This is a genomic window from Mariniradius saccharolyticus AK6 (genome assembly GCF_000330725.2).
Lineage (GTDB): Bacteria > Bacteroidota > Bacteroidia > Cytophagales > Cyclobacteriaceae > Mariniradius > Mariniradius saccharolyticus.
Window position 1 is genome coordinate 47,912 of record NZ_AMZY02000008.1, and the last position, 24,875, is coordinate 72,786.

The following is a 24,875-nucleotide window of genomic DNA, read 5'->3' on the forward strand; positions in this document are numbered from 1 at the left end:
AAGCGGTGTCCGACTTTGGGAAAATGAGTAATTTGCCCCTAAAAAACTATGGCAGCATTTGTTTTGGTGGAAGTCAGTATCCATGACCCCGAACTTTACGAATCCTACAAAAAATTGACACCGGGTTCATTGGAGCCCTTCGGTGGGCGTTTCGTCGTTCGGGGCGCAAAAACTGAATCCCTCGAGGGCGATTGGAACCCCGAGCGACTGGTCATCCTCGAATTTCCCTCTGTGGAAAAAGCGAAAGCATGGTGGTCGTCCGAACTTTATTCGAAAGCCAAAGACATCCGCTACCGCGCCGCCAATTCCAAAATGCTGGTGGTGGAGACCTTGGGCTGATTTTTTATTGAAATCGAAAGCCAATATGACTCTACGAATTCCTTATTCAGAAGTACTGTTGACGCTGCAGCGACTATTTGTAAAAAATGGATTCGCTGCAACCGACGCCGAAGCATGCGCACTACTTTTTGCCAAGGCAAGTCTCGAAGGTGTACCCTCCCATGGACTGGAAAGGGTGACGGTTTTTTTGGATATGGTGAAAACCGGGCTTGTCAATCCCAAGGCAAAACCTACCCTATTGGATCAATTCGGAAGTTTTGAACGCTGGTCAGGCAATCTTGGACCTGGCCCACTCAATGCCCAATTTTGCATGGATAGGGCCATTTTACTTTCGAAAGAATTTGGGATTGGCTTGGTAGCCGTGCAACAAACCAACCATTGGATGCGGGCAGGTAACTACGGTTGGCAGGCGGCTGAGGCGGATGTCATCGGCATTTGTTGGACCAATACCAAGCCCAATATGCCGGCTTGGGGTGGCAGTGAACCAAAGCTTGGCAACAATCCCTTGGTGGTCGGTATTCCTAGAAAGGAAGGGCATATCGTGTTGGATATGGCCATGTCCCAATTTTCCTATGGAAAAATGAAGCAATACCTTCGTGACGGCCGCCAAATGCCCTATGAGGGGGGATTTGACAGTCAGGGCAAGCTCACGAAGGAACCAAAGGAAGTGATTTCGAATGAATTGGCCTTACCGATCGGATTATGGAAAGGGGCCGGTTTTTCCTTGGTTTTGGACATGTTGGCGGCACTGCTATCGGGTGGAAATGCCGTCCACCAGATTGGAGAGACAGGTTCAGAGTATGGTCTTTCACAGGTGTTTTTGTGTTTGGATCCTGGCAAGCTGGGCTTTGCCGATTCGATTGATTCGGTCCTGGGCAATATTGTAGAGGATTTCCTTTCCTCTGAAACATTCACGGGAAACGTTATTCGCTACCCAGGACAAAATATCCCCGAGATCCGCGCAAAAAACCTTGCCGAGGGCGTTCCCGTGGAGCTAGGTGTATGGCAAGGCATTTTGGACAGGTTATGAATGGAGAATCAACAATGATTAATGCACACCCCTGCAGGCTTTGGAATTAGAAATGTAGAGATGTTGATGGTTGACATGGTCTTGTATTCGGAAGCTCAGGACCGCTGGATCAGGGGCATTTTACCAGCCTCCGCCACCACCTCCACCACGGCCGCCGCCCGAAAAGCCTCCGCCACTGGAACCTGAACCGCCACTACTGGGTTTTGCGGCTGACTGTTGGATGGATGAACCCAAAGCCTTGCTGATGTGGTGGCCCAAGAGATGGTATGAATAGGCCCTTTGGCTGGTATACCAAGATGTCTGACGTGTCGGTACCATTCCCGCACTGTCCATGATTTGCTGGAACTTTTGTCCCCAAATCCTGTCCACGCCCAAGGCCATCGCAAAGGGAAGCAATTTTTCAAAGATTTCGGGGGTCATTTTCGGTGGATTGAACATCTGCAGCTGCCTTTCCTCTGCGGCACTGAGGTATTTTTCAAATCCGGCAATCTTGGCTCTCAGGTCAAGTTTCTCCCGGCTCGGTTTCCGAATCAAATAGATGTATGACGGAAAGGAAACGAGTGCAAAGAGAATAAATCCGACCAAAGCGAGCATGTTAATCGAAATGTTCGTAGCCGAGTAAAGCAAGGTCAAAAGGGCGACCAATCCAGTCGTAGCCAAACCGATCAAAAACCACTTGCCCATTCCTTTTCTGAATGCCCATACGACAATGAAAGCAAGTATTGAAAACACGACGGGAAAAGCAGAAGGCTCTATGGCATTCATCTCCGGAACTGTTTGTGTGATTTCACTGAAATCAGAAAGAACCGCATACAGGCCATAAGCCAAGAATACAAGGATGGGAGGAATCCAAAGCAGCCAATTACTGCCTTGATTGAGAAATGGCTGGTGCTGCTCGACCAAACTGGCCCGGAAGCTGTCGTAAAGCGATTTGATATGGTCGCTGTATTTGCCATTGATGATCAATTTCGTACCGTATCGGAAAAGCCGATCCATGAGGATTCTCTCTTCCCCAGAAAGGGCTTCATCGGGATCCTTCAATTGAAGCAGAATGAAGGAGGTGGAATGAAACAGACCAAATAAAACCGGCTCCCTCCTTTCGTTGATGCTGAGATATCCGTTTACTGCCAAGTGGACAATCGAGGTGGAAATCAAGTCCTGCGAAAAATGCCCCCGGTGTATCATGCCCAGGGACGCGGGTGACATTCCTGTGGGTGGATCAAATTCGGGTATGACCGTAGGCTGCGGTGGATCTACGCCGAATCTGAGCCATGTAAGGAAATAGTAACCCAACAGCAGCAAAGCAGCTGTTGATGAGACTATCAAAAATCCATTCTTTTCCCAAAAACCTGGAGGAGGCGGCCTACTTACCACCCCTTTGGTAAAACCCGCCGCGATCGTCAGGTTTTGGTAGGGTTCCAGGTTTTCCGCTTCAAACAACAGGCTACCATCGGGGGATATTTCGGATTTGCAGTCTTTGTCGGTGGAACCCGAATAGCCTGTATAGCAAGCAAATGAATCAAAGACCGCAGGTTTCGGAATGTGGACGCTCGCGCCGATCTTTTCCACTCTAAAATTCCATCCAAATCCATTCACATTCCAATAGATTTCATCGAAATCATCAAAAAATCCGAGTTGGCCCATGGCGGTATAGGTAATCCTGTAGGTATAAAAGCCCGGGCTCAATGTGATGTCCCTGTCTCCCACGTAGATATTCAGATTGCCATTGCTCTTTTCCGTGTGGAAGGGCTCCTGCCTTCCGTCCCTTTCCACACTGAACAATGTATATTCATTTTTGACCTGTCGGTTTCTATAGTCGGTACCCGTCAGTGGAAGGCTTCTGACAATTCCCCGTTTGATTTGGTTTCCTGCTGCATAGACTTCGATGGTTTCGGTCACTGTCAGCATGCCCGATGCGTCGACTTTCAAGTCAGCATGGAACAGCCGGATATGTTCCTCCTGTGCCTGTAGGCTGACTGACAGTGCGAAAAACAAAAGGAAAACTGCGATTCTCATTTGAAACTTACCTTCGGCACCGCCCTTTCCGATGCGGCGTCCAGTTCAAAAAATGGTGATTTGACAAAACCGAAGGCATTGGCAACTAGGTTGCTCGGGAAAGAGTCGATGAGTACGTTTTGGTCCCTTACCGAGCCATTATAATACCTTCGGGACCTTTCAATGTCGTTTTCGATGGATGAAAGGTCCTGCTGCATTTGGAGGAAATTTGTGTTGGATTTGATCTCTGGATACTGTTCCGCGACTGCGAAAAGACTTGTAATGGCACGGTTCAGTTGGTTTTCGGCAGCTACCTGATCTTCAAGCCCTTTGGCATTGATGGCTGCGGTCCGGGCTTTTGTCACGCTTTCCAAAGTCTCCCGCTCGTGGGTGGCATAGCCCTTGACTGTTTCGATCAAGTTGGGGATAAGGTCGTATCTTTTCTTGAGCTGCACATCGATACCGCTCCACGCTTCGGACACATTTGTTCTCAGCCTGACGAGTCGGTTGTAGATGCCGATCACGAAAAACAACAGGGCGAGGACAACTGCGATAATGATCAATGCGGCCATATATTCAGGTGGTTTTAAGTTGGAAAGTTAAAATATATTGAAAAAAGGCTAGAAACCGAAAAAGGACATCGTTTTTCTGCCCTCTTCTCCATTATGGAGACAGGTGTTTCTTTAGGAATTAGGGGATTCGGCAGACTACTTCCCGATGCAGAAAATCCCAAATATCTATATTTCAGATAAATATACCAATATTAGCAACAAATGGCCTACAAAATGCACTAATCTTAAATCATCTAGAGTCAGAAGGCAGCCCACCAAAATCACAAAAAAGAAGGCGTTTTGGCCGCGGAAATACTGGCTTAAGACCGCTCCTTACTTTATCCAAAGTTCCAAAGTGCCTTCCTTAGTTTTATTCCTATAAGCAGGTACAAACTTGACAACCGCGTCAATTCCGTCATCCATCAATAGGCCCTTCAGTGAATTTGCAAAAACAAGATCTGATTCCCAGAAATACCGTATTTCATTTTCGGAAAGTGTTTTCGCGCTTTCCACTAGCTCCACTCCTGGCGCACTAAAACCCTGGCCGGAAATTTTGGATCTAATGCCGTTTGTTTTTGCACGGTCAGAATCATGCCCGAACTGAATATATACTATTGGGTTGATCGTTCGGTTACTTGGCAGAACAATCGGCTGATGAATGATTCTTTGGTTTTCTTGTATTGTTTCACTTAGCATTGCAAGTTCTCGTCCCTTGATTGAATCTGTTATTGTTGTGGTGTCACGACTCAATTCCGCAAGCCGTGCCTTTGCTAACGAATCCTTCTCTAGGAACGAACGAAACTCTAGATCGACCTCCTTAAAATACGCCTCCCAACCTTCTCTTAATTTGTCCGAAGGTGTAACTTTTGAAAAGTATTGTGCCAACATCCTTTTTTTCACCGGATCATTGTTCAAAATGATTAAATCCGTAGCATACTTATCGTATTCTTTGATTTCACTTAGTCCTGCCGCTCTGTCCCGGAAACCCCATTCAATCATCATTGAGATAACAACAAGGGTGACACTTCCTATAAACCATTTAACGATTTCAACCTTATACTTAAATTTTTCGAATTCAAAGTCAGTGTTCTTTCCTCTGTTTTCTTTGGGCTCATTATCCATAGCAATCGTAGTTTAGGGTATTGAGATGCTGGTGATGAATGAAAATCACCAAATATAGAATTCAAATAATCGGGTTATCTCTAAGCAATCTTCCTATTGTGGATTAGTAAAGATGACCGACCCCAGCACATATGTACATAAACGTTGTCTCAAAACAACTTTGTTTGATCTTGTTTGAGGCCTTTAATGCGAAATAAATTTAATTTAGACTATTTATTTTGCAATTATTCATAATCTTTTTTTTCGTTTTAGTACAAAGAGATTTCAGCAAAAGCCAAATTTCCTCGAAATTTAGGTAAAGATCAGATTTAGCATTGTTTGCTATATAATCTCTTGTATTGAAGCAATTTCAAATTGAACAGAGAATAACTGTTTGAACTTCTTTATGGAAAATACACCTCAATCTAACCAATTCCTCCAGACCAATAGAGGCAAAACCCAATCCAATGCCATTGAGGTGCCTTCCATTTCTTTGCCGAAAGGCGGTGGAGCCATCAAAGGAATTGATGAGAAGTTTTCCGTAAATGCGGTGAATGGCACGGGGGGATTTTCCATTCCTCTCCCATTCTCGCCTGCTAGAGGTGCTTCTCCTTCTTTGTCGCTTAACTATAATTCAGGATCGGGGAACGGCATTTTTGGTTTGGGTTGGAATTTGGGTTTAAGTTCAATTAAAAGGAAAACAGATAAGGGCTTACCCCAGTACTTGGATACTATTGACACTGATGTGTTTCTCTTTTCCGAGGCGGAGGATTTGGTACCTGAGTTCAAAAAAGAACCAGATGGAACCTTCAGTAAAGATGATAAAGGGGATTATGTCATCAAAGAGAGAGATACCGCTGACGGTATGTTTACCATCAGAAACTACCGACCTCGCATTGAGGGGCTTTTTGCTAAAATTGAGCGGTGGACACAAAAATCGAATGGCATCATTAAATGGCGAGTGATTACCAAAGAAAATGTGACCTCACTTTTTGGTTGGACAAGCGATTCAGTTATTGCTGACCCAAAAGATCAAAGTAAAATATACGAATGGCTCCCGGAATTTGTATTTGATGACAAAGGGAATTGCTCGCATTACATTTATAAGAAAGAGGATGAAATTGGCTTTGATGGATTATTATTACATAACCGTAACAGACTGAAAAATAATGCGATTACTTATACCAACCTATATCTTGAAAAATTACTCTATGGTAACAAAACTCCCTACAAACAGTTTGGAGATGCCTTTCCAAATGAGTCAGACTACCTATTCGAGACGGTATTTGATTATGGCAAAACCGACTACCAAACTGAGCCAATTGAACAATTAAATCCCTGGGATTTCAGACCGGATGCATTTTCGGATTACAAAGCAGGCTTTGAAATCCGTACGACCCGACTTTGTAAAAGGGTGTTGTTGTACCACCATTTCAAAAGAGTTAATGAATATGATGGCCTCGTCCGGTCGGTAAATTTCGAATATGACGCCGCCACAGAGCAAGACTTTACCTTTTTGAAATCCATCACTTCATATGGTTATATCAAGAAACCTGACGGTTCCTATTCCTATAAAAAACTCCCACCCATGGAGTTTGAGTATCAAAAGCATGAATGGAACTGTGAGGTTAGATCTGTTTCACCCGATGCCTTGGTACATGCACCAACAGGGATTGATCAAAGTCCTTTTCAATTCATAGACCTATTCAATGAAGGACTCTCCGGAATCTTATCAGAACAGGCCAATGGATGGTATTACAAGCATAATCTGGGAGTTTGGCAAAAACCCGATGATTTAAGGTTGATGTTTGAACCGGCGAAATTAATTTCTCCCAAACCTTCCTATTCAGGGTTGGGTAATCAATTGCAATTGGCTGACCTTGATGCCGATGGGGGTAAGCAATTGGTGAGCTTTGAAATAGGGTCAAATGGATATTTTGAATTGGATGATGACAATGAATGGCATGGGTTGAAGGCTTTCAAATCAATCCCGAATATTGATTTCGGTGATGCAAATACCCGAATGCTGGATCTGAACGGAGATGGTAAACCCGAAGTGGTAATTTCAGGAGACAATGTTTTTACCTGGCATCCCTCAGAAGGACGGGATGGATATGCAGCAGCCCGAAAAACTTCAAAACCATTTGATGAAGAAGAAGGACCATCTTTGGTTTTTGCGGATTCCAAACAGAGTATCTACCTGGCGGATATGTCGGGTGATGGGATGACGGATATTTTGAGAATCAGAAATGGCGAAGTTTGCTATTGGCCAAACCTGGGATATGGAAAATTCGGAGCAAAAGTTGCAATGGACAATGCACCCGTTTTTGACCATTCCGATTCCTTTAACCCTGCCTGGCTTCGATTGGCCGATATAGATGGATCGGGAACATCAGACATTATCTTTCTGGGCAAATCCAAGTTTACCTGTTGGAAAAACTTAAGCGGCAATCGATTCAGTACATCTCCTTTTGAAATTGACGCATTTCCTGAAATTCATACCCAGGCTAAAATAACCGTAACCGATTTGCTGGGAAATGGTGTTGCCTGTATTGTTTGGTCAAGCCCATTGCCCAAAGACACGCATGCACCTTTGAAATATATCGACCTGATGAATAGTAAGAAGCCACACATCATGGTTGCATATAAAAACAATCTGGGCAAGGAAGTGAGTATGAAGTATACCCCTTCGACAAAATTCTACATCGAAGACAAGTTGGCTGGAAAACCATGGGTGACCCAATTGCATTTTCCGGTTCATTGTATTTCAAAAACCATCACCGAAGATAAGATTTCGGGGTACAGATTTGTCAGTGAATATAAATACCACCACGGCTATTATGACCATGCTGAAAGGGAATTCCGGGGTTTTGGCATGGTAGAACAAATTGACGCCGAATCATTTGAACACTGGGTAAAACAAGATGCTAGCAACGTCACAGAGGAACCTTTACATCAAGAGCCGGTCATTTCCAAATCCTGGCACCATACCGGAGCATTTTTAAGAAAGGAAAAAATCCTCAATCAATTTGAAAAGGATTATTGGTACCATGTATTTGAAAGCGAATTTGGTGCTGTATCACACCCTGAAGTTGCCTTGCCGGATGCCTTCTTAACGGTTCCAGATGGAATGGATTCCGGTATTATTGGTCAGCTTTCTGCTGACGAATGGAGAGAGGCTTTCAGGGCTTGTAAAGGAATGGGATTGCGAACTGAAACCTTTGCCAGAGACGCCGGCAAGTTTGGTAATACCGAAGAAGCAAGAAAAAAGGAACTGACCCCATTTTCTGTAGCTACACAAAATTGCGTGATAGAATTGGTACAGCCAAGAGGGAAAAATATACATGCTGTTTTTGTAGTGAAAGAGAGTGAAGCCATCACTTACAACTATGAACGCAATCCTGAGGATCCAAGAATTGCACATACACTCAATGTCAAATTCGATGAATATGGCAATGTATTGGAATCAGCATCGGTGGTATATCCAAGAGTGGAAACCAACATTTTTGAAGAACACATTTTGCCTATCGAAACACAGGAAGAACAAAGAAAAACGGTTATCCAATATACCCAAAACCAATTTACAAACGATGTTCTGGGAGAAAATACCCATCGTTTAAGGTTGCCTTCTGAAATCAAAACATTCGAGTTAAAAGGAGTGGCCAAATCAGGGACTTATTATTCACTTTCTGATTTCACCCATATCCTGGATGATGCAAAATCTGACACTACCTTTTACCATGAATTAGCCAAACCGATGGTTGCAGGAAAGGCACAAAAAAGATTGATTGAGCATGTTCGTTCTTACTTCTACAAAAATGATTTAACCGGTCCATTACCCTTGGGTAGGTTAGAGTCGCTGGCCCTGCCTTTTGAATCTTATCAATTGGCCTATACCCCGGAGTTGGTATCAGATATATTTGGTGAGAAAGTGAATGAAACGACACTAACCGAAGGGAAATTTACCCAAAGCGAAAACAATAACAATTGGTGGATCCGGTCGGGGGTAATTCAATTCATCACTGACTCAGCAAGCCCATCCAATGCCCAAAGCCGGTTTTATGCTCCCATTTCTTATACGGAGCCTTTTGGAGCAAAAACAAATGTCATCTATGACACAGAGACCTTTACCCATGGCGTAAGGGATAATAATGGGTATTATCTTTTTGTAAAAGAAACAGAAGATGCACTGGGAAATCGAACCTCGGTAGATTCATTTAATTTCCGAACACTTTCTACCAAGAGGATGAAGGATATCAACGGAAATTATTCCGAGACTGTAAGCGATGAACTCGGATTTGTCAAAGCCGTTGCCGTAATGGGCAAGGGCAACGAGGCAGATGATCTCACAGGATTTTCAGAGGTTACCGATCCCGAAGAGTCGGCAGCCATGCTGAACTTTTTCAACGCACCGGATTCCGCCCAGCTTACCTCAAGAGGTAAATCCTTACTTAGCCATGCCACCTCTAGGTTTGTTTATGATTTGGAATCATACTCAAAATCCGGGAAGCCCGCAGTGGTTGCTGTTATTGCCCGTGAGCAGCATTTTCAAAAACTTTCTGATTCCCCGGTTCAAATTTCCTTTGAGTATTCCAACGGAATAGGCGAAGTGCTGGTGAAAAAAGTCCAGGCTGCGCCGGGAAAAGCCAAGAGGGTTTCATCAAATCCTGACGGTACCATCACGGTATCTGAGATAGATACAAGTCAATTAACCCCAAAACAACTCCGGTGGATCGGCAATGGTAGGGTCATCAAAAACAACAAAGACAACCCGGTAAAACAATATGAACCCTATTTTTCAGTAAACTGGAATTTTGAAGATACTAAAGAACTGGTGGAATCGGGCGTAACGCCCAAAATGTATTATGATGCAATTGGCAGGCTGGTAAAAACCGAAATGCCGGATGGTACTTTTACCAAAGTGGCGTTTGATCCCTGGAAACAGGTTTTATGGGACGCCAACGATTCCGTTTTGGAATCTCCCTGGTACACGGACAGAACCAATCGCCTAATAGATGAAGTCTTGATAGCTGCTGGAAAAGATCCGCTCAGGGAAAAGGCAGCGGCGGACAAAGCGGCCAAACATGCCGATACGCCAAATGCATTGCATTTTGATACCCTGGGCCGGCCTGTTTTGTCGGTTGAGCATGACAGGAATATGACAACAGGCGCAGACGAATTTTATATGACCCGGGTATCGCTGGATATTGAAGGAAATTTACGCTCGGTTACCGATGCCAGGGGTAATACTGTGATGCAATACAAGTACGATATGCTGGGCAATCTGGTGTGCCAAAACAGCATGGACGCAGGACAGCGGTGGTTGCTTACCAATATCCTGGGTAGTCCCTTGCGTACCTGGGATGAACGGAACCACGAATTGCGATATTATTACGATGCAACCCAAAGGCCAACCCATAGCAAGGTGGTGGGAGGTGATGGTTTGGCTCCGCTGGATCATGTCTTCGACAGGGTAATGTATGGGGAAGATTTGCTGACAGCGAATCGTGATAACAAGGCAGAATTGCAGGGAAGAAACATACTTGGGCAGGTCATTCAGTATTTTGATACAGGAGGATTGATTGATACGCCGGAGTATGACTTTAAAGGACAGCCTACATCCACCACACGAAGGCTTTTTAAAAAATACAAGGAGGTAGCCAATTGGATAGATGCCAATTTAGTCGACGATTTGGAAACCGGAGATGGATTTACCTTTACAACGGAGACGGATGCCTTGGGTAGGATCACGAGGCATACAGCCCCGGATAAAAGTATCATCCTGCCTTTTTACGATGAATCAGGGGCATTGTATGCAGAGCATGTAAGCCACTTCGATTCCATTACCCATACCTATTCCGATGAAAAGCCCTATATTAAATCCATCGCCTACAACGAAAAGGGGCAGCGAACCAAAGTTATTTATGGAAATGGGGTTAGTACAAAATTCCAATACGATGGGGAAACCTTCCGCTTGAAAAGACTGCAAAGCCAACGACAGGATGGAGAGCCATTACAGGATCTGCACTATACCTACGACCCGGTCGGCAATATTACCCATATAGAAGATAAAATTGCCCCGGTTCAGTTTTACCGGAATAGTGCCGTCCCGTCTTTGTGCACCTATTCCTACGATGCCCTGTATCGCCTGACAGAAGCCACAGGAAGGGAAAACAATGCCGCCCCGGATTTTGGATCCTGCGACAACTGGCATGATAAGCCATTTATGCAGTCCCTGAATCCTGGCGATCCCATAGCAATCAGAACCTATACCCAAAGCTATCATTATGATGCGGTAGGAAACATCATGGAAATGAAGCACAGGGCAAGAGGCGGCAACTGGACCCGGGGCTATGAATATGAAGCAAGCAACAACCGGTTGAAGAGAACCTTTATTGGTGACAATGGCAATCCGTCCAATTACACTAACTATAGCCATCATGTAAGCCACGGCTTTATGGAGGAACTGCCCCATCTGGAAAAAATAGGCTGGAATTTCAAGGAGGAAGTGGTGCTGACCAGCAGGCAGCGCTGCACCAACGATAATATCCCTTTGATCACCTACTACCAATACGACGGAAATGGGCAACGCATCCGCAAAATAACCGAAAACCAAGCTGCTGCGGGAAGACTGGCTACAAAAAAAGAAGAAAGGATTTACATAGCGGGATATGAGTTATATATCAAACATAGCGGCACAGATGCTGGATTGGAACGGGTAAGTCTTGGCTTGATGGATGGCGATCACCGATTCGCACTAATCGAAACGCGGAACGGAGTGGATGACGGTACTGAAAAACAACTGGTCCGCTACCAAATGCACAACCACCTGGGTTCTGCCACATTAGAACTCGACGATACTGCCCGAGTTATCAGTTACGAAGAATACCACACTTACGGTACCACAGCATACCAAGCCAAAAATGCTACCATTCGTGCGGCTGCTAAGCGCTACCGCTACACGAGTATGGAGAGGGATGAGGAAACAGGGCTGGAATACCATAGCGCGAGGTATTACCTACCTTGGTTGGGGAGGTGGTTGAGTGCGGATCCAATAAAAATCAAGGGGGGAATAAACGTATATAGTTATTCAGTAAATAACCCTTTAGTTTTTCTAGATAGTACAGGGAAAAAAGCAAGTAAAGGTTGGTGGTTTGAATACTCGGAAGACAATTCAATTTTTATTGGAAATGATAATGGTTATTGGATGTATACAAATGGCGTTTGGATATACAGCCCTGCAGAGGTAATTGACGTTCCAACAAATAAAATCAAGAGATATTTAGAAAATTTTGATAGTCTGGTATCAAAAGCTGGGGCTGGTCGAACTATTCTTTCAAGAGGCCTTCGCCTGTTTAATATGTATGCTGAATATATTCATCGTAGCAATTTTATGGCTATGATAAAAAGCGTGCCTGAATCCCTTGACATATTTGAGAAAAATATTAATGAGTATGAAAAATCTCTATTACGTAGATTTCAAATTCAAACTGCTAGTAAATTTTTGGGTACCTCAAATTATTTCCTTCAATTTTTAACCAATATATCCAAAGGACAAGGAATTGGTGAAGCCTCCACATCAGCTGGTTTCGGAGCCTATGTGGGAAATAAAGCAACAGGTTATTTGTTTGAGAATTCGAAAAAGGTTGGCTGGATTGATTCTATAATTAATGTTTTGAATTCAGGTTTTAAGTTGGCAGGTGCACCTAAAGAGGTAACACAATTCTCGCAAGTAGTAGCTGATGCAACGCCAACCTCTTTTGCATCTTCTTTGGCGAGCAATTTTGGAAGAGCATTATTTAATTTATTTCAAGGTAATACAGATGCACTTTCTAGACAAAGTGGAGACCTTTTGGAAGGTAGGGAAAATGCTGTTCTACAGGGATATGCTATGATAACGGCTGGTTTTATTAACCCTAATCGTTTGGATTTTTCAATATCCAATAAAGCAGAACAAGGAGATTTTGGAGTCTTACCAGCAATTGGCAATTACATCGCTGATGAATGGTCAACAATAAGAAAACAAGATTGGATTGATTTAGGACATTATTTGGCCGCACCTTTTAAATTACAATGGAGGTAAAGCTATTTAAAAAAACAAAATAAGTTGGGAGCATGATGGCAGGTGCTTTTTGGATATACAAGACAAGTACAAGTTATGGCTTGTTTATTTAGCCTCAAATTATTAGGAAAAAAAATGAACAGATAAACAGGTAACAGTTTAAAGGTGAAAAATCAGACCAATACAAATTTTAGCTGGAATATTAAATCATTGCTTTTATACCAAATTATTTCTGAATAAGATGTTTATGAATAGTCAATAGTCCAAAAATAACCAAGCCATGGCTACCATCCCATTCTCCACCTTCAGCAAAACCTTCGCCAACTTAGAAGTTGCCGAGGTTACCCTTGTATCCGAAAAGCTGTCGAACCACTTTAAGGATTTAATGCGTCGAGGTTGCCGGAGGATAAGCGGGCCGGATTTCAGAGTTTTCGACCGCCTGTAAATACTTCATTTTTGCAGCTAGGGAGAAAGGATGTTTCCAACCTGCTTGAAATTTGGCCAGGCGGAAATGGGGATAGCCGAATCCACGTCAACCTGCTAAAGCTAGCAGAAGAGGAGGTGAGAAAGCTAAACATTTCCGTTTGGGAGTTTTTTCAGTTGGACTTGCCACTTAGGGATGTGCCTGCATTAAAAAAGGAATATTTCGCCAGTAAGGGGAAAGCTTATGGAGAAGCTATACGCCTGCCACAGACCCTGGTCACTAAGTTATCGAAAGTGGAAGTGGATATAGACGAATGGGATAATTCGGATATAGAGGAATTTTTCGGAAACACGAGAGTAGCAGTAACCCAAAAAAAGAAGATGGAGAAGGCTATTTCCATCAGTCGCTTAAGTGGTGAGAACCTGGAAATGATCAGAGCGTTCAATGGCCTAGAAACATCGGCAGAGGCGTTGATTACTTGGGATAGGGATGCATGGAAGGATTTTTTAAATCAGCATAGCATTTCCCTACCGATAGGTGAAGTTTCTCAGGACAGTTATATCGATGCTCTCCTGGGAAACCTCGAGCAGAGCTTTCCGCATGGTTTTCTTGTTGGGCAGATTCCAAATTACCCGGGATTAAAGAATTGGGAAGCCAGCCTGGATGTGTTTGAAGAGTTATCGGATAGGAATCTCATAACTTTGGAGGGTAATCAAATAATCCTTTCCCCTACCCAATGGTCAGGTTCTGAGGAAGATAAACAACGGATTTTATCCTCTTTGGAGCCTCTTCAGGTTCTACTTCATGTTTACAATGGATTGGGAATAGACCAAGTACTTCGGAACAGGGATATAAGCTGGCCTCGAAAAAGAAGAGAAATACCCAGAAAAAGAGAAAAACTGGAAAGGTTTTTCACCCAAAATCCAAGCCTGAATATTCTGGAAACAGATTTCACCAAAACGAATTTTTCCGCGAATTTCGATGGTATTGCAGAAGAAGAAAAAAGCGAGCTCCTATCCTTGGCAAGGAACTGGCAACGGATTCGAAATCTTGCCCGAAACACCTCCAATAGCCTCAAAATGCTGCAGGCCGGATTTTCATCTGCACATGATATACTGCGGGCAGGGGAACAGCAATTTATTCAAGCCACCGGGTTGGGCTTTGATGAGTCCAAACGCATATACAAGGAAGCATACAGACAGGGAACAGCCGTTACCCACTTTATGCAAAACCTGAAAGACCTTCGGGGAGATGGTTTTGCAGGTTTTTCGGTAAACAACCATCAACAGTTGTTCAAAGAGATTTCCACATTGCCTGACTACGAAAGCCTTTTCGGATCGCAGGATTTCTGTCATTGCGATCATTGCCATTCTATCCTAATTCCTACAGCGTATTTAGTTGATATGATGCTTTTTGTGGAGGATAAAGTCACAAGGAAGGTTTTTACCGGAGAAAATGCAGGACACTTTTTGAAATTGCAAAATCGTCGGCCTGACCTTTGGGAAATTCCACTCACATGCGACAATACTCACGAGGAAATTCCCTACTTAGAAGTTGTCAATGAGGTGTTGGAATCATTTATCAAGAAAAATCCGATCGCCGATGGCAACAATGCGGGAGATGATTTTCCAGATTTGAACATCCCAATGCAAAAAACGAGAAATTACCTGGCGCATTTTAACCTGACACTTGAGGAAATCTATGCATTGCTGAATGCCCCGGAAAAGACCCGGCAATTGGAAGTTTTGAATTTATCTACCAATGAGGCAAACATCATAGATAAACGCCTATTCCAAAATGGAGAGGAACCTATCACCGGGAACCCGTCCCAAGAAAGGCTTCCGACCCTCGAAGAATTGCTGTCCATTTCCAAACTGTCCCGTGAGGAATTAGATCAAGTTCTAAAAAGTAAATTCCTACCTGAACTTTCAAAAATACAGATTGAACCTGAAAGGCCCACCGAAGAATTTCCGACAGGTAATGAGGGGTTTAAGTCAGGTACCTTTACCAAAGGAAGGTTTCAGAAAATCCAATCCTATGTAAGGTTATGGCGAGGCACCCCGTTTTCCATTGCTGAATTTGATGATGTATTAAGCACAGCTACAGCAACAGAAGATTTCCAATCGGAGGAGCTCGGATGGTTAAAAATTGCCGATTTAATTCTACTGCATCGTGAGCTTGGCCTTAACGAAGGAGAACTTTGTGCCTTACTTCGTGCATTTCCGACCAAATCACCCAATTTCGTTGATTCAGGGCATCTAAGCCGGATTTTTGACATTGATGCCATTGTTGGAAAAGATATTCATCACGCTGCGGTGGTAGGTGCATTACAGGCTGGCTTGTCGCTGTCACACGAAGAGCTACAATTTCTTGTTGATGCAGTCAAGATTGAATCAACGATTTCTCATAAGGATCTCGGCTATCTTTTTGGTCTCTCCCTGTTGGCCCGGCGATTGGAATATTCTATTTCGGAATTGTCTTTGGGGATATCCATTTGTTCCGGAAAGGATGAATTTAGCGGGCTTGGCTTTAAAGAAATCTCGAGGTTACTGGAGTTTGATGCGCTACTTCAAAGGACTGGGGTTGCGATTTCAGATTTAATGGAGATTAATACTAATAGGCCCTTACTCACATCTCTTTGTAGGGAGAAGTTAAATTGGAAATTATCAGAAATTTACTGGCTTGAAGTTGAAGAGGAGAAAGAAGAACATGAAATAGATGGATCCGGAAATGAAAATAGAGAGGAAGACGAAGCAGTAACTAGAGATGAAGATGAAACAGAAAATGGAGGAGAAACCGAACCAATTGTTAAAGAAAAAAAATATGTACTTCCCAAGGAGCATACGCTATGGCTGGTACCATTAAAAAACATATTTTATTATTCCACTTTCTCTGATAACATTAAGTCCAAAATAGAATTTTTATCAGTTCTAAATAATTCTATTACAATTAAGGATTTTGAAGACTTTCTGATAGAAGAAACAGGACTGTCTTCAGATTCCCTTACCGCTATTCACATTCACTTAGGAGATTCAGTCCCCATTTTTGAGCAGTTGAGAAGAATATTGGATTTATCTGAAATAGCAAAAAAAATCGGTTTAGATATTAATTCTTTAATTGGATTGATAAATATAAATGAGTCCAATGAGTTAATAGAATTTAGTGAATTGCTACAAGACGCCTTAGCATCCAAATACCCCAATGAAGAAAAAAGGAAGGAAATAATTGGCGCCTTGGATCAAAGTATGCTCGAAAGCAAGAGGGATTCACTTTGCGACTATATTATAGATACCTCTGTCACCTCGAAACATTTGCCCGTTAAGCTAAGGGACTATCAGGATATTTACCACTACCTGTTGCTGGATGTGGAAATGGGATCCTGTTTCCGTACCTCCCGGATATTGGCAGCGATAAGCAGTGTGCAATTGTATATACATCGGTGTTTATTTGGATTGGAAAAATCCGAAGATTTAACTGTATCACCCAGCCTGATTCCCGCCAAAGAATGGGAGTGGAGAAAAAACTACAGGGTTTGGGAAGCCAATAGAAAGGTGTTTGTATATCCGGAGAATTACATTGATCCGGCACTCCGAAATTCAAAAACGGTCCCTTTTCAGGAATTGGAAAATGAATTGCTTCAGCAAAGCATTACGCTGGAAACCGCAGAAGCTGCCTATAAAAAATATCTTGTCAAATTTACAGAACTCGCCCACTTGCGCTATGCAGGGGCTTATTACCACGAAGTAGATGAACAGCCTGTTCAGGAGGTAAGTATAGATTTTGGACCTGGCATGACCGCGCGGATGGACATTTCCCAAGTGGCTAGGTTGGGAAATCCGGTGATCAACAAGCAAAAGACCTGCTACTACCTGTTTGCCAGGACCCATTTGGATCCCTATCAATATTGGTTTAGGGCCTATTATCCCCTGATCAATAAATGGGAGGATTGGAAAAAAATAGACCTCCCCATTGAAGCCGAAGAAGTTTCCTGTATTGTGCACCTAGGAAAAATTTACCTGTATTGGACCGATGTGCAGCATCAGATCAATACCAAAATAGAGGTAGGAAATGCCAGTTCAGAGAGCGTTGAGTTCAAAGTATCTGTGAAGTACGCCCATTTGGAAGCAGATAATAGGTGGACATCCCCCCAGCAATTGTATCTCGGCAGGGTCGAAAAGTCAAAAGTGGAAATTGAATTAAGGTTGCAATTAAACGAACCTGGTGATTTGAAAGACCATGTCGTAGAAACCTTCAAGCGGAAGGTGTTTGGAAAGCCTTATGTTTCAAGGACGAAAAACAATAGTGAATTGCTGATCAGGCATATTTATTCTCCGGGAAAGAACATTCAATGGGAGAAGTTTAAAATGAAGGGTCAATCCATCACAAAAAGATTTTTCTCAAGTAATTTTTCTGAACGTAACCAAATAGAGTTTAGAATCCCTGAAACTGAATTTGATGTTAGAAATCAAGCTTTCCCAATTCACAAAGACATTGAAATCAGTTATATAACTACCGGTAGAGTGATTGGAAAAGTCCACCTAATGAATCCAGTAAGTGCGATTGTCGAGTGGAAATTTAAGTGGTGGTCATTTAAAGTAGAAATTGCGGTAGAACATGTAAGCGTTTTTCCGGAAAGTATACACATCACCGAATACATCCATAATTTATACAAGCCTCATATTGACCCAAACCGTGAATTTGAGAAGAATTTAAAGGCCATTTCAAATTCTTCCCTTCAACGTGAATACGAAGCAAACCAAGCAGAAAATGATGCCTTGCTCCGTTTTGTAGAAGATGGAAACCGCTATTTCACTTTAAAAAATCGAGTTCTCTCCCAACTGCCTTCAGGAACAGCCCACTTAGGACAGTTCGGACAACGTTGGGGAACAATTCCCTTAAGTACGGTACTGACAGACGAACTCAATCAGGTGCTTATGGAAAAGGGTTTGGACCAGTTCTTGACACTTCGTACCCAGGAAATGGCCACGGTTCAGGGTCAGATGATAAATTTCTCAGGCCCATACGGGGCGTATTATTGGGAATTGTTTTTTCATATCCCTTTATTGATTGCACATCAGCTCAATGCTAACGAGGATTTTAACGGTGCAAAGTGGTGGTTGGAGAAAGTGTTTGATCCAACTCCTCAGGAAGATGATGCAATCAACAGCAAAGATCATTATTGGCGATTTAGGGAGTTCAGGAAACTTGAATTAACCACCCTGGAAAGCATTTTTACCAACGAAAGAGCTGTTGATGTCTATCTGACAGATCCCTTCAATCCTCATGCCATTGCCGACTTACGGGTGAGTGCTTACCAGAAAGCGGTAGTGATGAAATACCTTGACAACTTGTTGGACTGGGGAGATCATTTGTTTGCCCAGGATACCCAGGAAAGTTTGGTAGAGGCCTCCTTACTCTATACCACTGCTCTTGATATTTTAGGGAAAAAGCCTGTTATCAAGACGTCTTGTTCGGATCAAAACGGCGCTCAAAAATCATTTAAATTACTGCAATCAGGTGAAAATAATCAAAATCCATTCCTAACTTCCGCAGAAGACCTATACCATCGTATTCAAAAAGGGCTTGCTCATGAAAAAAAGCAATTAGAGTCAGAGAAACACCTGGCAAAAATACTAGACGATAAAATGCCGGAACCTCAACCTAAAGACAGGAACTATTGGGCCGTTCTTTCTAAAGCTAAATCTTATAAAGACCTTCAATATTTGCAAGAAGAGGACAATTCAAATCCGGAATCACTCCCCCAAACGATCCAAAAACCGAAAATGGTATCTTATTGGGAGAGGAAGAAATCAATTGAATTGCAAAAAGACCGGCTCCCCATAAAGCCCATTTCAGGAATTACGATCCCAGGCAACAAGCCGCATTATAATTATGAAGAGGCAAATCCTGCGATCGGTCTGACGGATCTCGCTTCCTATTTCTGCGTGCCGCCTAACCTGATATTGGTAGGCTACCATGATAGGGTCAATGACCGCCTCAACAAGATCAGGCACTGTATGAACATCCACGGGATAAAAAGAAGTCTGCCCCTGTTCCAGCCTCCCATAGATCCCATGCTATTGATAAGAGCCAAGGCTTTAGGAGTTAATTTATCAGAGGTTAATCCTTGGACAGACAAACAATTTGGCCATTATCGCTTTGTCTTTTTGCTTGAAAAAGCCAAACAGTATGCGCAGCAAGTACAAGCCTTTGGGAATGCCTTGATGACTGCCATAGAAAAGGGAGACAGTGAAGAATTAATGGCTTTGAGGAATCTGCAGGAACAGAATCTTCTAAAACTCAGTAAAGACCAAAAAAGGAGACAGATAGAGGAAGCCAATCGGCAATTGCAGTCTGCTAAGGAATCGTTGGTAAATATGGAGAATAGAGAGGAATATTATAGGGGATTGCTTAGTGAGGGGTTAAATGGCTTGGAAAAAGCTCAACAGCATTTTAAACATAGTGCCTTGGGGGTTCAAACTTTAGTAACAGGGTTTTATGGTAGTTCATCGTTATGGTCATTGCTGCCCCAAATTGGAAGCCCATTTTCATTAAATTATGGAGGCGAGCAATTAGGTGATAGCCCAGCTTATTGGGCTGATATGTTAAGAAATATAAGCTCAATATTCGAAAATCTTTCTGCCTCAGCCGGAATGAGAGCGGGCTTTAACCGCAGAAACCAAGAATGGTCCTTCCAATTGAAAACAGCCAAACAAGACAGAAAGCAGGCTCAGCAGCAGGAATTGGCTGCTGAAATCAGGCTCAGAATGGCTGAAAGAGATCAGGAAATTTATGAAAGGCAGGTTACCCAAAACAAAGAGGTGTTAGATTTTTACGGGGAGAAATTTTCCAATTTGGGGTTTTATCATCACCTACGTTCACAATTAAATTCAATGCATCGGGAATGTTATCAAATGGCCCTGAATCTGGCAAAGGATGCTGAAAGAGCGATGAAAAGCGAATTAGGAGTAACGCCGGATTCCCCGATTCCTGGTTTCGGCACTTCTTATTTAGGAATACTTTCCGGAGAAGATTTGATGATGCAACTAAATAAGCTAGAACTCACATTTTTGGAAAATCAGAAAAGGCTTCCTGAAATTACCCAGCACTTTTCCCTGTACCAAATCAATCCCGAGGCACTGATTAACCTAAAGATCACCGGAAAGTGCACTTTCGTCCTTCCCGAATTGGCTTTTGACCTATTATATCCGGGGCAATATAATCGAAGGATTCGGGGGGTTCGTATCTCGATTCCCTGTATTGCAGGTCCTTATACCAATATCAGTGCTGAGCTTAAACTCGTGGGAAGTAAGGTTAGACAAAAGGACAATACTCTCCTCGATGTTGAAATTGGGAATCAAGATATCATCACAACGAGTTCCGCCCAAAATGACTCGGGTACTTTCGAATTCAACTTTAGAGATGAGCGATACCTGCCATTTGAATATGCCGGAGCGGTAGAAAGTGAATGGGAATTGTCACTTCCATCCAAAATAAGATCATTCAATTACGATACGATATCCGATGTCATCATTCATATGAATTATACCGCAAATACTGGAAATAGGCAGGAAGCAGAAGATCGTATTTTGGATAAGATTAAGGCGTTTACCGAACCCGGAATGCTTTATGGAATTAATCTCAAACATGATTATCCGAATGAATGGCATCAGTTGAAAAGGAATGGCGGAATAGACCTGTCATTGGAAAAATCACGATTACCTTACTTTGTACAGAGCCTTCAGCTAAAAGTCACCCATGTCAGCTTTATTACAAAAAAGGTGGAAGATGTGGAATCATTCAAATTGATAGTTCACGGTATGGATGTAACATTAAGTTTGAAGACTTTAGAAAACAATAAGACGAAATTCTTACAGGGCGACATCAAGAATGACGAAGTAAACCAACAAATTGACTTTGGTAAGACATTAAGGATTTCCGCTGCAGCAGATGATTTGGAGAAGTTGGAAGAATTGTTTTTGGTGGTGAGGTGTGGTGTTGCGTAATCCAAATGATACCCAAAAGAATTCTTTTTCCAATCTGGAAAGATAGTGGCAAGAAGATTAAGCCAATGGTTGTAAAAAACTATAGATATCAAAACATCTAGTATCCCCTATCTTAATTTGAAATAGAATCGGGACAAATTGAAACATAGACCGAATCGCGCGAAATGATTTTCGCTCGATTAACCTAGACACTGTTATAACTACACCTTTCCTTATCCGTTCCTCTGTATTCATTCTTAAGCTGCGCGAGCGTCTTTAAATATCCTTTTGACAAAATGGCCTTCCAAGAATCGAGTATTTTTTCCAGATCGGTTTTACTCGTTCGTTCAGCGTGACATGCCCGGTTTCTGATGTTCTTAATTTGATATGCCAAGTTCAGGAAGTCCTTATAATCAGTATCTGATTTGAAAGGATGATATCCTTTAGCCAAAACGGTCTCCTTGAACCCGGAAATCTGACCACCCATTGTAGGACTGACCCACATATCATTCAGGGGCTGATTAAAATCGATGGAGAATTTTCCACCCAATCTTACTTGGGCATTTTTGCCTGGTTCATATTCGTAATAATAAAGTGGCAGATTGATTTCAAGTTGCTTTCGCACCCAATGGACAATAGAATATGAAAGTTCTCATTCAAATGACTTTCCGAACGGGAGAATGAACGGTGAGTAGTCAAAGTCCAAAGTTTCCAAGCTCTGGATCAATTTCAATCCCTGATCTAAAAACAATCTTGTATCTTTTTCAATCAAGAATTGATTTTCTTGAACTAGCTCCTCAAATGATTTTTCCTTAACTCCTTTACCTACTTTAAAAAGCTGCGAAAAGCTGCTTTTTTTGGGGCTTACTTCGACAGTTTTGGCCTTTTTACTTGATTTTTTGTAGTCGTTGTAACTATCCGAGGAGTCTTCAACTATGCCTCCGGGAAAATCAATCGAGTGCATACTACTTTCCCGAATTTCGAAACCGAAGCCAGGCTGCCTCGGATTGATGCTTTTTACAATTTCAATCCCTGAGTAAAACAACCCCAACTCAATTTCCTTATCTGTTGATGCCTTTGTTGCATGTTTTCCTGCTTTTGAGGGCCAAGGGCTACCATAGGACCTAGTGGCCAAATTTGAAATCTTCGCACTTAAGTCAACCAGTGCACTGCCAAAGGCTCGGTCCAAGCCAACTTTTGCATATTTGAAAGGTGCATATAACAGATCAGCCAATCTTTCTTTTGGAAGCTCGTTTGCAGCACGGATAAGCCAGGCGATTTGCCTATTGATAAGCGTGCCAGAGGATGGCATCCAATAAAAGAACGGTAGTCCCAGATCAGGCGTGAAGACGATCGCCGGCAATTTGGCAAAAGGTATGTCCAAATATTCCGCGATAAAAAGAGCCGTTAGCGAAGGGTCAAAAGTTTGGTGAATCTTTCCTGGATTTGCCAACTCATTCAAACCCCAATTATCTTTAAAAAATCGATTATCTTTCTTTTCTGCCCAATACATCCAAGATTGGGGGGGATCCGCCAAAGCTGTGAAAAGAAGATTTTTCCCTGATTCCCGGTGCCACCTATCAAAACTCCCTCCTACTTCCCTGTCAAACTCAGCGTCCGACCTAGGATCGTGCAAAAGAATCGCGAACATTTTGAAATCGACTTTTAGATGATGATTCAAGTAGCGATCATCTCCGTTTGCAATAGCCTCAAAAAGCTTATAACTATTTATTGGCAAGCCCATGACAAAATTTTGATTTTGAGAACCTAATGGAAAAACCAAGATACCAAAAATCTCCAAAATCTAATCCCGATGCTGGACTCCGTACTCCCGAAGCTTTTTTCTCAAGGTATCCCTCGTGCAACCGAGGATGGAGGCCAACTCCACCATGGAATCCGAACCGTCTCCGTAGATTTTGAGGATGTGTCTTTTCTCAACTTCGGACAATGACCTCGGGTCGGATCTATTTTCCCTGATCCGCGTTGGTAAATCCTCCAGCCTTATCTCGTCATCACAAAATGTATAAAATTGGATAAAAAGGTTTTCCAATTCCCGGATATTGCCCCGATATGCATAGGATCGTAGTTTTTTCATTGCCTCAGAGCCGATTTTGAGTTTTTTCTTCCTCGGAAACCTCGAGAGCAGGTGCGCATTGAAATAATGTATCATCTCTTCTATTTCGTCCCCTCCCCTGTCCCGGAGTGCTGGTAAATACAAGGTGGTTACAGATAGCCTGAAAAACAAATCCCATCGAAATTTCTCCGTTTCACACATTTCTTCGAGGTTTCGATTGGTCGCAGCGATAAACCTGACGTCGACATCTACTTCCTTTATTGAACCGACGGGCTGAATTGTCTTTTCCTGTAATACACGCAACAGTGAAACCTGCATCTTCGGTGAAATGTCCCCAATCTCATCCAAAAACACAGTGCCCCCTTTGGCCATCTCAATTATTCCCTTTCTCTTCTCATTTGCTCCGGTGAATGCCCCTTTCTCATAGCCGAAAAGCTCACTACGTAGCAACTCATCCGAAAATGCGGCACAGTTTACAGCATGAAATGGTTTGTCTTTGCGACTAGATTGATCATGAATGAACCGGGCAAGGTTTTCCTTCCCTGTTCCATTCTCTCCCAAGATCAATGCCCCCACAAGATCAGTTTTAGCAATTTTGGATGCCAATTCATATATGGGTTCAAGGCTCTTCGTGATTTTGATTCCCTTTCCGACGTTCTGCCGACTGTCGTCAACCAGTCTCTCTGCAACAGTAACATTGGCGGGAAACAAATCAGACTCTACGTTTATATAGATCCTCTCTGGCTTTCCGTCGTCGGTATGCTTCCCCTGTCTTGTTTGGAACAACCGCACGTTTTTACGATAAGTCGTTCCGAGCAAATACCAAGCGGTCTGCATGGCTGGAGTGCCAGGACTTATAAAAACCTCTATCTCATCTTGCGCAAATTCGGCAAATAGAGGGTTCAATTTGGAAAGAATCTCCGCGACGCTGATCACGTCGACGATCCGTATCGACCTTCCCTCAATGTCCCTTCCAGGGAAATCTTCCCGTAAATCCGATAACAGTTTTTTGAAATTCCTCACATCCCGCTCTGCATCACTTCCATTGAGCAGGATATGTTTTTTGTAATTCGAATCAACCCAAAAATTGGTGTGTAACGTGTACGTTGGTCCTGAGGTAGAGGGAAATCGAACCTGCGAATCCTCAGAAGATTTTGTATAATCATTGCTGAAGGCATGCCAAGAGATGAGGATCTTCATAATTAGTATTTTGCGTGTTTTTAAATTTAACGCATATTTTTTATTCACCAATCAAGGTAATGAAATTTTTTAAATAATTGATTTTGAACGATTTAAAGTATTTACTATACAATG

General features: G+C 42.7%; 10 protein-coding genes. 4 read left to right on the plus strand and 6 right to left on the minus strand.

Going from position 1 to position 24,875, the window contains the following annotated elements; genetic code table 11:
• The first annotated feature begins 48 nt into the window (after window positions 1-48).
• Together C943_RS06975 and yiaK are read left to right on the plus strand one after the other, a co-directional pair.
• Complete coding sequence (locus C943_RS06975; RefSeq protein WP_008625841.1) at window positions 49-339, plus strand: DUF1330 domain-containing protein; 291 nt, start codon at window positions 49-51, stop codon at window positions 337-339.
• Between the two features lie 25 nt (window positions 340-364).
• The gene (gene yiaK / locus C943_RS06980; protein WP_008625852.1) at window positions 365-1,369 is read left to right on the plus strand and encodes a 3-dehydro-L-gulonate 2-dehydrogenase; all 1,005 of its coding nucleotides are present in this window, start codon (window positions 365-367) and stop codon (window positions 1,367-1,369) included.
• 120 nt (window positions 1,370-1,489) lie between these two features.
• Here yiaK and C943_RS06985 read toward each other — a convergent pair whose 3' ends face one another.
• From C943_RS06985 to C943_RS06995, 3 genes are all read right to left on the minus strand, one after another.
• On the minus strand, window positions 1,490-3,385 hold the full coding sequence (locus C943_RS06985) for a DUF2207 domain-containing protein (RefSeq protein WP_008625855.1): 1,896 nt from the start codon (window positions 3,383-3,385) through the stop codon (window positions 1,490-1,492).
• Window positions 3,382-3,936, minus strand: coding sequence for a LemA family protein (locus tag C943_RS06990; protein ID WP_008625857.1), 555 nt, complete (start codon window positions 3,934-3,936; stop codon window positions 3,382-3,384). Before C943_RS06990 ends, C943_RS06985 begins: the two co-directional genes overlap by 4 nt.
• A 312-nt stretch (window positions 3,937-4,248) precedes the next feature.
• The gene (locus C943_RS06995; protein WP_008625860.1) at window positions 4,249-5,037 is read right to left on the minus strand and encodes a hypothetical protein; all 789 of its coding nucleotides are present in this window, start codon (window positions 5,035-5,037) and stop codon (window positions 4,249-4,251) included.
• A 385-nt stretch (window positions 5,038-5,422) separates the two neighbouring features.
• On the opposite strand from C943_RS06995, the gene C943_RS07000 reads away from it, so the two are divergent.
• Together C943_RS07000 and C943_RS07005 are read left to right on the plus strand one after the other, a co-directional pair.
• A complete protein-coding gene (locus tag C943_RS07000; RefSeq protein ID WP_157198458.1) occupies window positions 5,423-13,099 on the plus strand; it encodes a SpvB/TcaC N-terminal domain-containing protein in 7,677 nt (2,558 codons plus the stop codon).
• 435 nt (window positions 13,100-13,534) lie between these two features.
• Entirely contained in the window at window positions 13,535-21,508 is a 7,974-nt protein-coding gene (locus C943_RS07005; protein ID WP_008625868.1) for a Tc toxin subunit A-related protein, read from the plus strand.
• A gap of 184 nt (window positions 21,509-21,692) precedes the next feature.
• On the opposite strand, the gene C943_RS07010 is transcribed toward C943_RS07005, so the two are convergent.
• The 3 genes from C943_RS07010 to C943_RS21310 all read right to left on the minus strand — a co-directional run bounded on the left by C943_RS07010 (window position 21,693) and on the right by C943_RS21310 (window position 24,761).
• Entirely contained in the window at window positions 21,693-22,112 is a 420-nt protein-coding gene (locus tag C943_RS07010) for a hypothetical protein (RefSeq protein ID WP_008625869.1), read from the minus strand.
• Between the two features lie 27 nt (window positions 22,113-22,139).
• A complete protein-coding gene (locus tag C943_RS07015; protein WP_169334607.1) occupies window positions 22,140-23,138 on the minus strand; it encodes a hypothetical protein in 999 nt (332 codons plus the stop codon).
• 153 nt (window positions 23,139-23,291) lie between these two features.
• A complete protein-coding gene (locus C943_RS21310) occupies window positions 23,292-24,761 on the minus strand; it encodes a sigma 54-interacting transcriptional regulator (protein WP_008625871.1) in 1,470 nt (489 codons plus the stop codon).
• Window positions 24,762-24,875: the final 114 nt, after the last annotated feature.

Bases quoted from the DNA above. Each gene is read 5' to 3' on its own strand.
- C943_RS06975 (WP_008625841.1), top strand. From the start codon at position 49: ATGGCAGCATTTGTTTTGGTGGAAGTCAGTATCCATGACCCCGAACTT.
- yiaK (WP_008625852.1), top strand. From the start codon at position 365: ATGACTCTACGAATTCCTTATTCAGAAGTACTGTTGACGCTGCAGCGA.
- C943_RS06985 (WP_008625855.1), bottom strand. From the start codon at position 3,385: ATGAGAATCGCAGTTTTCCTTTTGTTTTTCGCACTGTCAGTCAGCCTA.
- C943_RS06990 (WP_008625857.1), bottom strand. From the start codon at position 3,936: ATGGCCGCATTGATCATTATCGCAGTTGTCCTCGCCCTGTTGTTTTTC.
- C943_RS06995 (WP_008625860.1), bottom strand. From the start codon at position 5,037: ATGGATAATGAGCCCAAAGAAAACAGAGGAAAGAACACTGACTTTGAA.
- C943_RS07000 (WP_157198458.1), top strand. From the start codon at position 5,423: ATGGAAAATACACCTCAATCTAACCAATTCCTCCAGACCAATAGAGGC.
- C943_RS07015 (WP_169334607.1), bottom strand. From the start codon at position 23,138: ATGTTCGCGATTCTTTTGCACGATCCTAGGTCGGACGCTGAGTTTGAC.
- C943_RS21310 (WP_008625871.1), bottom strand. From the start codon at position 24,761: ATGAAGATCCTCATCTCTTGGCATGCCTTCAGCAATGATTATACAAAA.